Origin of the sequence: Arthrobacter sp. UYP6 (assembly GCF_040547315.1) — a bacterium.
GTDB lineage: Bacteria > Actinomycetota > Actinomycetes > Actinomycetales > Micrococcaceae > Arthrobacter_B.
This window is the reverse complement of record NZ_JBEPPM010000002.1, coordinates 56,946-71,184: the sequence shown is the minus strand read 5'-3', so window position 1 is coordinate 71,184 and position 14,239 is coordinate 56,946. Positions and strand designations below refer to the sequence as shown.

The 14,239-nt window shown below is 64.3% G+C and carries 14 protein-coding genes; 5 read left to right on the top strand and 9 right to left on the bottom strand.

Features of this window, described 5'->3' with window-relative positions:
• Positions 1–24 precede the first annotated feature (24 nt).
• Positions 25–534, bottom strand: a complete 510-nt coding sequence (locus tag ABIB35_RS02125) for a DUF6318 family protein (RefSeq protein WP_354178499.1) — start codon at positions 532–534, stop codon at positions 25–27.
• 137 nt (positions 535–671) lie between these two features.
• Positions 672–1,319: a hypothetical protein gene (locus ABIB35_RS02120; RefSeq protein WP_354178498.1), complete on the bottom strand. Its 648-nt coding sequence runs from the start codon at positions 1,317–1,319 to the stop codon at positions 672–674.
• 234 nt (positions 1,320–1,553) lie between these two features.
• On the opposite strand from ABIB35_RS02120, the gene ABIB35_RS02115 reads away from it, so the two are divergent.
• Positions 1,554–3,122, top strand: a complete 1,569-nt coding sequence (locus ABIB35_RS02115) for a stealth family protein (RefSeq protein WP_502915705.1) — start codon at positions 1,554–1,556, stop codon at positions 3,120–3,122.
• Between the two features lie 82 nt (positions 3,123–3,204).
• Here ABIB35_RS02115 and ABIB35_RS02110 read toward each other — a convergent pair whose 3' ends face one another.
• A complete protein-coding gene (locus ABIB35_RS02110) occupies positions 3,205–4,878 on the bottom strand; it encodes a catalase (RefSeq protein ID WP_354178496.1) in 1,674 nt (557 codons plus the stop codon).
• 150 nt (positions 4,879–5,028) lie between these two features.
• Between ABIB35_RS02110 and ABIB35_RS02105 the strand changes: the two genes are divergently transcribed.
• Positions 5,029–5,466, top strand: coding sequence for a pyridoxamine 5'-phosphate oxidase family protein (locus ABIB35_RS02105; RefSeq protein WP_354178494.1), 438 nt, complete (start codon positions 5,029–5,031; stop codon positions 5,464–5,466).
• Positions 5,467–5,514: 48 nt separating this feature from the next.
• Here ABIB35_RS02105 and ABIB35_RS02100 read toward each other — a convergent pair whose 3' ends face one another.
• A complete protein-coding gene (locus tag ABIB35_RS02100; protein WP_354178491.1) occupies positions 5,515–6,411 on the bottom strand; it encodes a phosphodiesterase in 897 nt (298 codons plus the stop codon).
• Positions 6,412–6,653: 242 nt separating this feature from the next.
• Between ABIB35_RS02100 and ABIB35_RS02095 the strand changes: the two genes are divergently transcribed.
• Both ABIB35_RS02095 and ABIB35_RS02090 read left to right on the top strand, forming a co-directional pair.
• Positions 6,654–7,196: a hypothetical protein gene (locus ABIB35_RS02095; protein ID WP_354178489.1), complete on the top strand. Its 543-nt coding sequence runs from the start codon at positions 6,654–6,656 to the stop codon at positions 7,194–7,196.
• A gap of 264 nt (positions 7,197–7,460) precedes the next feature.
• Positions 7,461–8,420 carry an alpha/beta fold hydrolase gene (locus ABIB35_RS02090; RefSeq protein ID WP_354178487.1) on the top strand — a complete coding sequence of 320 codons (960 nt, stop codon included), beginning with the start codon at positions 7,461–7,463 and terminating at the stop codon, positions 8,418–8,420.
• A gap of 140 nt (positions 8,421–8,560) precedes the next feature.
• Here ABIB35_RS02090 and ABIB35_RS02085 read toward each other — a convergent pair whose 3' ends face one another.
• Genes ABIB35_RS02085 through ABIB35_RS02070 form a run of 4 tightly spaced genes read right to left on the bottom strand, consistent with a single transcriptional unit; the run spans position 8,561 to position 12,226 of the window.
• Positions 8,561–9,559 (bottom strand): glycine betaine ABC transporter substrate-binding protein, encoded by a 999-nt coding sequence (locus tag ABIB35_RS02085; RefSeq protein ID WP_354178485.1) that lies wholly within the window; start codon positions 9,557–9,559, stop codon positions 8,561–8,563.
• On the bottom strand, positions 9,560–10,372 hold the full coding sequence (locus tag ABIB35_RS02080; protein ID WP_354178484.1) for an ABC transporter permease: 813 nt from the start codon (positions 10,370–10,372) through the stop codon (positions 9,560–9,562).
• Complete coding sequence (locus tag ABIB35_RS02075) at positions 10,369–11,592, bottom strand: ABC transporter ATP-binding protein (RefSeq protein ID WP_354178482.1); 1,224 nt, start codon at positions 11,590–11,592, stop codon at positions 10,369–10,371. Before ABIB35_RS02075 ends, ABIB35_RS02080 begins: the two co-directional genes overlap by 4 nt.
• Positions 11,585–12,226: an ABC transporter permease gene (locus ABIB35_RS02070; protein ID WP_354178480.1), complete on the bottom strand. Its 642-nt coding sequence runs from the start codon at positions 12,224–12,226 to the stop codon at positions 11,585–11,587. The genes ABIB35_RS02075 and ABIB35_RS02070 overlap by 8 nt, the downstream gene beginning before the upstream one ends.
• Before the next feature lie 150 nt (positions 12,227–12,376).
• On the opposite strand from ABIB35_RS02070, the gene ABIB35_RS02065 reads away from it, so the two are divergent.
• Positions 12,377–12,991 carry an NADPH-dependent F420 reductase gene (locus tag ABIB35_RS02065; protein WP_354178479.1) on the top strand — a complete coding sequence of 205 codons (615 nt, stop codon included), beginning with the start codon at positions 12,377–12,379 and terminating at the stop codon, positions 12,989–12,991.
• A gap of 73 nt (positions 12,992–13,064) precedes the next feature.
• Here ABIB35_RS02065 and ABIB35_RS02060 read toward each other — a convergent pair whose 3' ends face one another.
• Complete coding sequence (locus ABIB35_RS02060; protein ID WP_354178477.1) at positions 13,065–14,081, bottom strand: zinc-binding dehydrogenase; 1,017 nt, start codon at positions 14,079–14,081, stop codon at positions 13,065–13,067.
• Positions 14,082–14,239 lie beyond the last annotated feature (158 nt).

Below are 14,239 nucleotides of genomic sequence, written 5' to 3'. Positions count from 1 at the left end.
AGCCATTCCCATAGGAGGCTTCGATCAACTGTACTGCCGGTGAATAGATACCATCCTTTGATCCATAGTGAATGCCCCCAGGGCCATAGAACTCCAAGTCCTCTTGAGTGAACAATCTGAACCGGTAATCTCTCTAAGTGGCTCCGGATCACCTGTCTCATACCCGTAATTAATTAGGGAGTACCAGTATTCCGCGAAAGCCTCCAGCCCTTCCTTCGACTTCTCCTTCGCCAACTCAGGCATCACTGGCAGCGGAACATTCTCCGCAGGACCCTCAGCGGTTGCCGGCTTGTAAGCAGCAGCAGTAGGAGTAGGAGTAGGCGTCACGGTCGGAGTGGCAGCCTCGCTGGGACTGGCACTCCCGCTCGGCGAGGCGCTGGAAGTGACTTTCTGCTCGGCGGCCTCCGCATCAGGCTCAGCACCGGAGCCGGAACACCCACCCAAAACCAGGACAGCCGCCACCCCGGCAGCGCCCAAGCGGGCAGAAAGGCGGGCAGAAACAGGAACAACAGAACGGGCGCGAGTGCGGAACATCAAAAACCCCCAGGACAAAAATGGTGCGGGACTGGACGTGACGCCAATAGTACGAGGCTGCGCCACAGCATACGGAGTTATCCACAGCACGCCAGAGAAAACAGAAAAGCGCCCACATCCGAGCCCGGCTCCTGCAGTCAGTCCATATCCCGGAGCGACATCAGCATCCGCTTCACATCGCGGAATTCCGGGCTCTCCTTGTATTCAGCAGCAGCATCCAGATAGGACTGGCCCGGAGAGAGGGCCTCCACCGGATACATGCCCGCAAAACGGCCGCCGCTGGATTCCGTAAAGGTGAAGAAATCGAAGAGCCCGCACTGGCCGCGGTCGCCGATCTCACTGACCACCGCATAGGTGGCCACCGGCTCACCCCGCTCCGGGGTGGAGAAGGCAACGGAGCGGTAGACAAACCTCTGGTCCGTGCCCTGCGCCGATCCCAGCTCCGGCATCGGCTGGGAGTCGTACTCCGTGTACTGCACCGCCTCATCCGGGTCGGCGCATACAAGATCGGTAATGATCCCGGTGTCCAGCCGGGCAATCAGGTCTCCCCCGGCGTCGTTCACCTGGATCGACACGCCCCCGGCGGGATCATTGGCCAGCGGCTGGACTTCCTCCACCGTCCAGTCGGCACGGTGTTCAAAGGCGAGTGCCCCGTCCGGGGTGGCGTAGGACGGCCAGTTGCCCGGGGCAGAGGAAGGTTCCCCGGTGTCCGCAGGAACGGCACAGGATGACATACTGAGCACAAGCAGCGTCGCCGCCGCCAGCGTGGTGTTACGGTAGCTCACATCAGCTCCCCGGAGATGTCCGCGCTAGCACTCAATGCTACCTGTGCAGCGGCACCCGAGCCCAGAGCATCCGGTCTTTCCGGGAAGCGCCCGGCATCCCCGGGCCACGACCCGGCAGGCCAGCAGTACATCTACGTGCAGAGCCGCACGAGCCGCGCGCCTTCTGCGCGGCCGCCGACCCCGCACACGAACTTATTGGAGGTTCCGATTACAGATATAGCAGCAGAACACGATGTGTATTTCGGCACCCCCGAACCCGAGCATGAGAGCGAAGACCTCCAAACCGCGTCCCTTGCCGTGGTGCAGCGGGTGGAGCACCGGCCCGACGTCGTCAAGGTCAAGGGCCGCCTGACCCTCATGGACACCGGCCTGACACCCAACCAGGCCATGGTCGAGGACCTCATGTTTGTCCGCAAAGTCCTGGAGAACGCCGGCGTCACCTACCTGCTGGTGCGCGGCAATGATCAGCGCCCGGTCATCGCGGTCGATTTGGCCCACCGGGAGCAGCTCCGCCGCGCCATGGTGGAAGCCTGCCGGGAGGAGCCCTTCTATTCACGCAGCGTGGATACGAAAAAGACCCGCACCCTGCTGATTGCCGACGGTGTACTCTCGCCCTCGGAGCGGTCCCGGATCATCAGGGTCTACCGTCCCAGGGCCGTCAGCGGAACCAACCTCACCTTCGGCCCGTCGGCCGGGGTGCAGCTGGAGCTGTGGGACCTCACCGGCCCGGAAATCACCCTGCCCGTGGAAAACTCGCTGACCCGCCGCACCCTGCCCGCCAACGAAGTGGTCCGCGGCACCGTGGAAAAGCACGGACTGACCTGGCCCACCATCGAGAACATGTTTGCCGACCACGCCACGGACATCGACTTTGACGTGGACCTGGTCTTCTCCTGGGTGGACGGCAGCTCGGCCGAATACCAGGCAGCCCGCGCCGCGCGGATGAAGGATGCCGTGGTTGGCGAGGGCGATGATCATGAGGCCCGTTTCCGCCAGATCAACGAACTCAAGTACGCCCTGCGCTCGGTCTACATGTTTGCGCCCTGGATCCGCCGGATCTTCATCGCCACGGATTCGGACCGCCCGGACTGGCTGGCTGACCATCCCTCAGTGACCTTTGTCCGCGCCGAGGAACATTTCAAGGATCCCTCCGTCCTGCCGACGCACAACTCGCAGGCCGTGGAGTCCCAGCTCCAGCACATTCCCGGTCTGGCCGAGCACTTCCTCTACTCCAATGACGACATGTTCTTTGGCCGCCCGGTGGGCCCGGACCTGTTCTTCTCCCCCGGCGGCATCACCAAGTTCATCGAGGCCAGCACCCGGATTGGTCTGGGCGCCAATGATTCCGAACGCAGCGGTTTCGAGAACGCGGCACGCGTGAACCGCCGCCTGCTTTGGGAGCGGTTCGGCCGGATCACCACCCGCCATCTGGAACACGCCGCCGCTCCGCTGCGCAAGAGCGTGCTGCTGGAGATGGAAGCGGAATTCCCGAACGAGTTTGCGGCCACGGCGGCGAGCACCTTCCGTGCCAAGGACAATATTTCGGTCACCAACTCGCTGTACCACTACTACGCGCTGCTCACGGGGCGCGCTGTCACGCAGGAAACCGCCAGGGTGAAATACGTGGACACCACGTCCTATGCCGGCCTGAAGACCATGGACAAGCTGCTGGCCAAGCGAAACATGGACCTTTTCTGCCTCAACGACGGCAGCTTCCCTGAAGTCCCGGCCGCAGAACGCATGGAACGGGTCACCGACTTCCTCGAGAAGTTCTTCCCCATCAAGGCACCCTGGGAGAAATAGACGACAGAACGACGACGGCGGAGCCCGCCTGAGGTGGGCTCCGCCGTCGTCGTCTGTGGGTAAGGCTGTGCAGCGCGAGCAGTTAGCGCGTGACCACCACGTGTTCGTCGGGAACACAGTGGGTCATGGTCAGTCCCTCCACATTCCGCGGCCCGTTGGAGCCCAGGTTGTTCATCCACGCCTCCTCAGCGTCGGACAGGGTTTGGGTGGACAGCGGCCCCAGGTCCCGGACCTCCGGCAAACCGATGCCCAGCCCCTCGCCCACACGCGCGCCGAGTTCGTCGTCGCACATGTAGAAGTGCCAGAGCATGCGCTCCTGCACCGGGCGTTCGGCCTCCCCGATGTTGGCCACAAAGTTGCCCACCAGATCGTCCTTCTCCCACTGCTCCATCAGCTGGTATCGCTGGCCGGCCTGGACGTAGTCGTTGGTGCGCGGAATCCGTGCCCGGGTCAGCCTTCCGGCGAGATCCGGGCCCTGCTCCTCATGAGCCGGCTTGGCTGCCTCCGGAATGCCGCCGGTGATGGAGGGTTCGTAGTTCACGTGCGGGTTCTGCCCCGGCGCCAGATCGGTGAAGAAGGACATCTGGCCGCCGCGCTGGTTGGTGGCCGCCGGAGCATGCTTGGGCGAATTCACCGGCAGCTGCAGGTAGTTCGGACCCACCCGGTACCGTTGGGTGTCCGAGTAGCTGAAGGTGCGGCCCACCAGCATCTTGTCGTCGGAGAAGTCCAGGCCGTCCACCAGGACACCGGTGCCAAAGGAGATCTGCTCCGCCTCGTTGTGGTGGTCGGTGATGTTCCGGTTCAGGGTCATGGTGCCCACGTACTTGGGCACGAAGTCCTGCTCCGGCCAGGTTTTGGTGTCATCCAGCGGATCCCAGTCCAGCTCCGGATGATCGTTGTCATCCATCATCTGCACGTACAGGTCCCACCGGGGATAATTGCCCGTCTCGATGGCCTGGTACAGGTCCTTGGACGCGTGGCCGAGGTCGCCGGCCTGGATGTTCGCGGCGTCCTCCTCCGTCAGAGACTTCACGCCCTGTTTCGGCAGCCAGTGGTACTTCACCAACTTGGTCTCGCCCTGTTCATTCACCCACTTGTAGGTGTTCACGCCGAAGCCCTGCATATGGCGGTAATCCGAGGGGATCCCCCGGGGGCTGAAGAGGTTCACCAGCATGTGCATGGACTCGGGTGTCTGGGACATGAAGTCGAAGATCCGGGCCGGTTCCTGGCGGAAGGTGATGGGATCCGGCTTCAGGGAATGGATGACGTCCGGGAACTTGATGGCATCCCGAATGAAGAACACGCCCAGGTTGTTGCCTACCAGATCCCAGTTGCCTTCCTCGGTGTAGAACTTCACCGCGAACCCGCGCGGGTCACGGGCGGTCTCCGAAGAATCCCGGCCACCGATCACGGTGGAGAAGCGGATGGCGACATCTGTTTTCTTCCCCGGCTCGGAGAACAGATGGGCCCGGGAGTAGCGGTCAATGGGCTCGTCGCCCCATTTGCCGGAGGCTTCAAACTCACCGAAGGCCACAAACCCGCGGGCATGGACCACCCGTTCAGGAATGCGCTCGCGGTCGAAGTGGCTGATCTTTTCCAGGAAGGGGTAATTCTCCAGCGTGGCCGGCCCGCGCGGACCCACGGTCCGGCTGTTCTGGTTGTCATAGACGGGATGGCCCTGTCGGGTGGTGAGGTGCTGGTGGACGGCGGCGTGTTCTTCTCCCTCGGCGGGGTTCGGGTTCTCTGCGTCTGTCATCACGGTTCTCTCTGTTGTGAGGTCGCTGTTGATCAGGGTGAAGATTCTCCTACTTATCTCCACTCTTGTAGTGTGCTGCATCACCCGTCAAGACTGGTTCGGGGTCCCTTGTAGTGGCGGCATCGGTCTGCCCTTGGCAGACTGGGGGCCATGACTACCGAAGAGCGGCCCCCCATTGTCGAGTTGAGCCCTGAACAGTGCTGGCAGTACCTGGAGAAGACCTTCCACGGACGGCTGGCGGTGAGCGTGGATAACCAGCCCAGTATCTATCCGCTGAACTACTACGCGCACGACGGCGTCATCCTCTTCCGTACCAGCCCCGGCACCAAACTGGCAGAGCTGACTGTGAACGACCATGTGGCGTTCGAGGCGGATGGGATCCTGAGCGATCAGGCCTGGTCAGTGGTGGTCAAAGGCACCACCCGCATGCTCGAAGCGCAGAGCGAGATCGACGCCGCGGACGAGCTTCCGCTGCAGCCGTGGGTGCGGACGCTGAAGTACCGGTATGTGGAGATCCAGCCGGAAACAGTTACCGGAAGGTTCTTCAATCTGGGCCCGGAACCGGAACGGTACCCGGAGGAAATCTAACCCGCCCGGGACAATACCCGCCGGAAAAACCCTGCCCGGAGGAAGCTCTTAGGCGGAGGCCAGCTGCTGCGCATCCAGGATCCGCACGCCCGCCGCTTCCAGGCGGCGGGCGGTTTCCGCCTCGTCCACGCGCTCACCGACTGTCTTGTCCTCATCCAGCGGAACCACCGAATGCACCACCGAGTCCTCGTAGACATGCACCATGTTGTAGGCCTGCCCCGCGTCCTGGCCCCGGCTGCCCGGCGTGGTCAGGTCCTGCGTGTAGCAGGTCGCCGAGGCTACCGATACAGGGATGCCGGCAAACGTGGCGAACGTTGAGTAGTGCAGATGCCCGGCGATGATGGACCGGACATCGGTCCCCGCGAGCGCCGCCGCGAGGTCCTGCTGATGGCGCAGCTCCACCAGCACCGTCAGGTCCTGCACACTCGGCACCGGAGGATGGTGCAGGGCCAAAAGCGTCCCGTCCGGTGCCGGGGTTTTCAGAACATCCCGGAGCCAGTCAAGCTGGGCGCCGCTCACCTCACCGTGGTGGTAGCCGGGCACGGTGGAATCCAGAGTGATGATCCGTAGCCCGTTGACCATGTAGACGCGGTCCACCGGCGCCATGTCCGGCGTTTCTCCCAGTAATTCGGCCTTCAGGCTTTCCCGGTTGTCATGGTTTCCCATGGCCCAGATCAGCTTGGCTCCCATGCGCTCGGCCACCGGCGCAACAATGTCCCGGAGCTTGGCATACGCCTGGGGTTCGCCTTTGTCGGCCAGATCGCCGGTGAAGACAATGGCTTCCGGCTTTTGCCCGGATGTCTCCAGCCTGGCAAAAAGTTCTGCCAATCTGGCCCGGCTGTCCACCGCCCCGTACAACGGATCGGGGCCGGCGAGCAGGTGCGTGTCGCTGAGATGAAGAATGAAATGTCGCGGCCGGGGGTGTTCGGCCGGGAGGAAATCCATGAGGACCTTCTTGTGTCGACGACAGCTGGTACTGCGTTCCTTCTGTTCCATCAAAGCAGAGTTTCGAGGCCAGGGTGAACCTTGCACGGCGTGTTCCCCACTCGCTTAGGGCAGGTAACCCGCAGGACCGTCGACAGGCGGGCCTGTCCTGATCCCGGACCGAGTTAAATTGCCTGCTCTGGCGCGCTGCCCCTGGCGCCCGTAGGCTCGGGGATGTCAGCGACTTCACGGGAGGACCCCTCATGAGAATCAGCCACATTCCGCTGCGCCTGGCCACTGGCGCCTACATCCTGAACTCCGGTCTGGGGAAACGCCACCTAGACGAGGAAAGTGCAGCCGGCCTGCAGCAGATGGCGGCCAATGCCTTTCCCCAGGTGATGGATTTGGACCCTGCCCGGTTTGGCAAGCTGCTCAGTGCAGCGGAGATTACGGTGGGGCTGACCCTGCTGACGCCGTTTGTGCCCAGCCGGCTTGCGGGCCTGGTGCTTGGAGCGTTTTCCGGCGGCATGGTGACGATGTATCTAAAGACCCCCGGTCTGACCGAAGAAGACGGCATCCGCCCCACAGCGCAGGGTACGCCGCTGGCCAAGGACGTCTGGATGGCGGGCATTGCCGCTTCGCTGCTTTTGGACCGTAAGAACCGGACCAAGGTCAAGGAAGTTACCAAGCACAAAGAGTCCAAAGTTCCGGCTCCGATCAAGGCAGGGGCGGCTGCCGTGGCCGTCAAAGCGGCCAAGGACATTAAGCACCACAAAGGTCACAAAGACAGCAAGAAATCGAAGTAGCACGGTGTGCCCGGCCCGATGATCCAGTGGGTTTCACGCCGTTGCCGGCATTGTTGCCACGCGACCGCCGGTCGCGTGGCAACCTGCTTACCTATCCGGAAGCAGTGACCCTGATTTCGCACATCCAGCCGGCCGGCACCGGTGCCGTGCCCGGCCTGATTATGCCCACCTGCACGGGTCAACAGTGGGAGACTCCGTCCGAGCGGTCCGCCCCATCGGGACGGCCCTGCGAAAGAAACCCGGCTCCGTGAAAGGAACACCGTCATGGCCGCTGAGCTGCCAGGATTCAGCCGCTTTGATCAATTCGCCGTGCAGGTCAACGGCATTACGGCCACCGGCCGCGTGTCCCGTGACAATGGCGGTGTGGACGGCAGCGCAGAGGCCAGCGGAAATGCCGGAGGCAGCGGTACCAAACCGGCCCTGCTGCTGTTGCACGGGCATCCGGAAACACACCTGATGTGGCACCGGATCGCCGACGCACTGGCGGCGGACTACACCGTGGTGGCTCCGGATCTGCGCGGTTACGGCGGCTCCTCCAAACCCGCCGGCGAACCGGACCACTCCACGTACAGCAAACGCGAAATGGCGAAGGACGCTGTGCTGCTGATGGAACATTTCGGCGCCGAACGGGGGTTCGGCAGTTTTGTCCTCTGCGCCCATGACCGCGGAGCCCGTGTGGGACATCGTCTGCTGGCCGATTACCCGGAGCGGATTAGGAAGGCCATGTTCCTGGACATTGCCCCCACCCTGGACATGTACGCCGGAACCGACCGGGCCTTCGCAGAAGCCTATTTCCACTGGTTTTTCCTGATCCAGCCGGAGCCGCTGCCCGAGGCCCTGATCGAAGCCAACCCGCGGGCCTACGTGGAGAACATCATCGGGAGCCGCTACGCCGGGCTGGCGCCGTTTCCGGCACCGGTGCTGGACGCCTATGTCCAGGCCCTCTCCTCCCCCGGCGCGGTCCATGCCATGTGCGAGGACTACCGCGCCGCCGCAACCATCGATCTGGACCACGACCGGGCGGCCCGCGACGCCGGCCGCACCCCCGACGTGCCGCTGAGGGTGCTATGGGGAGCGCACGGGGTCATCGAGAAACAGTTTGATCCGCTGGCGCTTTGGGGCAAAGCAGTGCCCGGCGCCACCGGCAGGGCCGTGGACGCCGGGCACTATCTTCCCGAAGAAGCTCCGGAGGAAGTTCTGGCCGAGATGCTCGCGTTCTTCTAGTACAGTCCCTGTACTTGGTTCGGTGCTGGGCAGTGTCACGGTGCAGTCCACCAGATGAGTGGGCGTGCGTCCCCTTCATCCAAACCCACCAACACAACGGAAGTAAAGCAAACGCCCATGTCAGGAAGAAAGCGGCGCCATCACTCCGCCGGGCTAACCAGTCCCTCGGCCACCATCCAGTCGTAGGCAACCTGCTCCGGCTCCTGGCCCTCCACGTCCACTTTGAGGTTCAGGGACCGCATGGTTTCATCGTTCAGCTTTGACGCCACCTGTTCCAGCACCGCTTCCAGTTCCGGATACTTCTGCAGTGTCTCGGTGTAGATCACCGGAGCTGCGTTGTAGGCCGGAAAGAAGCCCCGGTCATCCTCCAACACCAGCAGGTCCAGAGCATCGATCCTGCCGTCGGTGGCGAAGACTTCGCCCACTGTGCATTCTCCCTGGTCCACCGCACCGTAGATGGCACCTGTGTCATAGATGCCTATGTTCCGTTCCGGGACCACAGTGCCCCGCGGAATATCGTAGAGCTCGAGCATGGGGTTGAAACCGTCCTGCCGGGAGTTGAACTCGGCGTCCACGCAGAAGGTCAGCTCCTCCACCGGCAGGTTCGCCAGGTCGGAGATGGCGCTGACGCCCAGCTCCTCGGCCCGCGTCCGGCTCATGGCCAGCGCGTATGTGTTGTTCAGCTCCGCCGGTGCTCCCCATGTCAGGCCATTGGCGAGGTCGGCGTCGTGCACCGCCTGCCACTGTTCCTGCTGGTCCGAAATTCCCTGCTCGTTTCCCAGATAGGTCAGCCACGCGGTGCCGGTGTATTCCCACATCACGTCCGCCTGGCCGCTGCGCAGCAGTTCGCGGGCGGGCAGGCTCCCGGGCACATTGCTCAGATCAGTGACCTCGAATCCGGCAGCCTTCGAGGCCAGGACCGCCATCTTGCCCAGGATCAGCTGCTCGGTGAAGTTCTTCGAGGTCACGGTGACTGAAGCGTCCTGGGGCAGGCCTTCAATCGGCTGGATGCTGCCCGGTGCCACCGGCGGAACATAGGACCCGGCTGGCTGCAGTCCACATCCCGAGAGCAGCAGAACGACGACGGCGAGCGCGGCTGCCAGCGCGGCAGCGGCCCGGGAACGCAGTACCGTACGCATCTACAGGCCCTTGGGCCGGGCGATGTGCTCCACGACCCTTCCGAGCCAGTCCACCGTCAGAGCCAGCAGGGCCACCATGACGGCACCGCTGATCAACACCCGGGGCAGGTTCAGGTTCACACCGGTGGTAATCAGCACACCCAGCCCGCCGCCGTTGATGAACGTGGCCAGGGCCGCGGTTCCCACCAGCAGCACCAGGGCGGTGCGGATTCCGGCCAGCATCAACGGCACCGCCAGGGGAAGCTCCACCCGGAACAGCACCCGTGAAGCGCTCATACCCATCCCCCGCCCCGCCTCCACCAGCCGCGCATCCACGTTGTCCAGACCCACCATGGTGTTGCGCAGCACCGGGAGCAGGGCGTAGAGGACCAGGGCCACCACCGCCGTCCTAAATCCGAAGCCCAGCCAGAAGGCCAGGAGCACCACCAGGCCGATGGCAGGAGCGGCCTGCCCAATGTTGACCACCGCCAGCACCGGGCCGGTCAGGAAGCGCAGCGGCTTTCGGGTCAGCAGCACGCCCAGCGGAAGAGCCACCACCAGCACTATGACCGCAGCCAGCGCGGTCAGCCGGAGGTGTTCGGCGGTGTAAACCCAAAGCGTCGCCGGATCCAAGGTGGTCAGCTCCGTCTGGGTCAGCGTTGTTGCCGAAAGCCAGAACAGCAGGACCCCCAGCGCCGCAGCGATTCCGGCCAGCTGCCAGATCAGGCCGCGCCGGGAGTTTTCCCGGACCGGTGAGGAAGCTTCGGTCCGGGTGAGCCGCCCCTCACCCGGGGTGCCCGGCGCTGCTCCGGCCTTCCCTGCCACAATGCTCATGGCCGCCCCGCATCTGTTGAGCTGGCCGGGGATTGTGGCGAGCCTGCCGCCGGCGGCTGCGGAACGGACGATATGGCGTCCCGCTGCGCCCGCACGGCCGCCAGAATCAGCTGCGCGTCGATCCTCCCGACCAGCCTCCCCTTGGCGTCCGTGACCAGCGCGCTGCCGGCGTCGGACACCAGAATGGCGTTCAGCGCATCGGCAAGGGTGTCTGCGGCCTGCACAGTTGGCAGCTGAGGTGCCCGTTCTGCGGGCAGCAGCCGCAGTCCTTCCAGCTGGGCCACGGACAACCAGGCCAGCGGCCTCCCGGTGCCGTCCACCACCGCTGCGGCGTCCTGACCGGCGGACACGGCCTGTGCCAGCAACGCCTGCGGTCCCTCCGCCGCCGTTGCGCTGACAACAGGAAGCGGAGAAACGTTGCTGACGCGGGCCAGGCCCAGCTGTTTGAGGCCGGCTCCAGAGCCGATGAACTGGCGCACAAAGTCGTTGGCCGGCTCGGCCAGGATGCGCTCCGGGGAATCGTACTGCACCAGATGCCCGCCCTCGGCAAACACGGCAATCCGGTCCCCCAGCTTGACGGCCTCATCGAAGTCATGGGTCACAAAAACCACTGTCTTGTTCAGGTCCGCGTGGATGCTGAGCAGCTCATCCTGCAGCCGTTCGCGGGTAATCGGGTCCACGGCTCCGAACGGCTCGTCCATCAACAATACCGGCGGGTCGGCTGCCAGCGCCCGGGCCACCCCCACCCGCTGCTGCTGCCCGCCGGAAAGCTCCTTGGGATAGCGGTCGCGGTACTGCTGGGGGTCCAGGGAGACCAGCTCCAGCAGCTCATCGATTCGCCGGGTGGTGCGCGCCTTGTCCCAGCCGAGCATGGCGGGCACGACGGCAATATTGGCAGCCACGGTCATGTGCGGAAAGAGACCGCCGGCCTGGATCACGTACCCGATGCCGCGGCGCAGCTGGTCCCCGTTGGCAGCGGTGATGTCTTTTCCGCCAAGCAGAATCTGCCCGGAGGTTGGCTCGATGAGCCGGTTGATCATTTTCAGGGTGGTGGTTTTTCCACACCCGGAAGGGCCCACGAGCATCACCATGTCACCGGCCGGGATGTCCATGCTCAGCCGGTTCACGGCCGGGCGGTCCTGGCCGGGGAAGCGCTTGGTCACGTCCCGGAGCAGAATGCCGGCGGCGTGCTGGTCGAGGGAAGAAGGAGTTTCAGACACGGATACCTCGCGGAATGCTCAGCCGGCCCAGGCCGATCAGGAGCAGGTCCAGGATGAGGGCCAGCAGCACCACCCCCACTACCCCAGTCACCACCGACTCCAGGGAATTGGCGCCGCCCAGCCGGGACAGGCCGGAGAAGATGAAGCCTCCCAGGCCGGGGCCCAGGGCATAAGCAGCCACGGCGGCAATGCCCATGACCATTTGCCCGGAGACCCGGATGCCGGCAAGGATCACCGGCCAGGCCAGCGGGAGCTCTATCCGGAAAAAGATCCGGCGCCGCCCCATACCCAGCCCGCGGGCTGCTTCAACCGTGCTCACCGGAACCCCCGCCAGCCCCACAATCGCGTTGCGGAGGATGGGCAGCAGGGCATAGAAGCCCACGACGACGACCGCCGGAAGCACCCCGAATCCCAGCGGTGCGATGAGCAGACCGATGAGTGCGAAGGACGGAATAGTCAGGCCCACTGCGCTGATGCTGTCCGCCGCCGAGCGCCACGCCGGCCGCTGATACGTCAGCGCCGCCGCCAGCACAGCAAGGACCCCGGCAACCACCAGACACTGGAAAACCATACTGAAATGCTGCCAACTGGAAAACAGGATGTCGTTCCAGCGTTGCGAAACGAAGTCTGTCACGCCAAACCCACTTCACATATTGGGTGGGACTACGGTTCTTCCAGCGTAAACCGGGCCAGCTCTGATGGGCAGTGCCCAGCCCGTCGGCAACCGCCTTGGAGGTAAGGCCGGGTGGGCTTTTTGATGCCGCCGCCGTTAAGATCCACGAAAATGCGCACAGAGCCTGGAATTTTCCGGGCCCTGTGCTGCGACGTCATCCTCAGCAATTCGCGGGGACCCGAAACCCTGCAGCCGCTCCTCGTGGAACTGGGCGATCATGCCAGCGCTGCTACGCCGGCAGAGGCGGCGAAAGCCGGGGACGCCGTCGTCGTCACCATTCCTTTGAAGGCTCTCGGCGAGGTGCCCGTGGCGGAGCTGGCAGGCAAGACGGTCATCGACACGATGAACTACTATCCCCAGCGGGACGGAAACATTGAAGAGCTCGACCGCGAATCAACCACCACCAGCGAGCTGCTCCAGGCGCATCTGCCGGACTCACATGTGGTGAAGGCCTTCAACAACATTGTTGCGGACCACCTCACCAGCCAGAGTGCCACCGCAGGCACACCGAACCGGCGCGCCCTGCCGATTGCCGGCGATGACGCCGCGGCCAAGGAACTGGTGGCCGCTCTGATCAATGAATTCGGGTTCGACGTGGTGGATGCGGGACCGCTGTCCGAAGGCTGGCGCTGGCAGCGGGACACCCCGGCCTACGTTACGGCCCTGGACGCCGCAGGACTGGAGCAGGCCCTCGCCGAAGCCGTCCGCTACGCGGACATGCCGTAGCCTGCCGCGCCCCGTTTATAAAAGGAGCCTCCCGCATTGAAACGCAGGAGGCTCCTTTTTCTGGCAGTTACAGCTACGGCACCAGGACCAGGCGGATGGGGTTTCCTTCCTTGGCGTCCAGCGCTTTGACCGCCTGCTCAGCATCAGCCAGGGGAATGCGCGCACTGATGGACTTGGCGAAATCCAGCCGCCCCAGCCGGGTCAGGTTCACCAGCTGCGGTACATGGTGGGCCTCGGAGCCGTAGTGGCCCAGGATCTGCTTGCGCGCGTAGGAGAAACCGGTGCTGTCGGCGATAGTGATCGGAGTGCCGCTCAGGCCCACGAGGACCAGCCGGCCTCGCCGCCCCAGGCATTTAACGGCCTGCGCCCGCACAGCATCAACGCCGGCGAAATCCAGGGCCACGTCCAGGCCCTTGCCCGCGGTGGCTACCTTCATGGCCTCGGCAAAACCTTCGGCCATCGGGTCCAGGGCAATATCGGCACCGAATTCCAGGGCGCGTTCGCGTGCCTCGGCAATCGGATCCACTGCGATGATGGGCGCGGCCCCGATGAGGCGCAGCAGCTGAACGCCGTGGGCGCCCAGCCCGCCAACACCCCAGACGCCCACGGCTTCTCCGGCGCGCACATCACCCGTGGAGGAGATGGCACCCCACGGCGTGGACACAGCGTCCGGAATGATGGAGGCCTGGTCAAAGGGAATGTCATCCCCCAACGGCACCAGGACACCAGCGGGAACCACAACGTACTCGGCCCAGCCGCCGTCGTAATCCACGCCCATGGTGAGGGTGGCGCCGTTGTATTCGTACCCGGCCTGGATAACCACGCGGTCCCCGGCGGTGGCGGAGGTGACGCCCGGACCGGGCATATCAACGGTGCCGGCCACCTCGTGTCCCAGGGTCACTTCGTTTCCCTTGAGGAACTGCGGGCGCAGCAGGCCCTGGATCAAATGAACATCCGAGAGGCAGACGCCGGCGGCTCCCACCTTCACCCGGACAAAACCGGGGCCCGGTTCGGGAATCGGAACTTCCTGAAGCGCAAACTCTTTGGTCTCAACGTTGAGACGTCCTGCAATCATGGTGCCGGCGGACATGGCAAACCTCTTTCGCGAAGATGGCAGCGGCTGGTCCTGCTGCCGCCCCCATTATGTTCCTGTGCCCCGGATGCCACAAAAAGCCGCAGACCGCCAGCGGATCGGCGGCCTGCGGCCCGTGATATGGCAGTCATCACCGTGTGTGCCACGGCACTGCG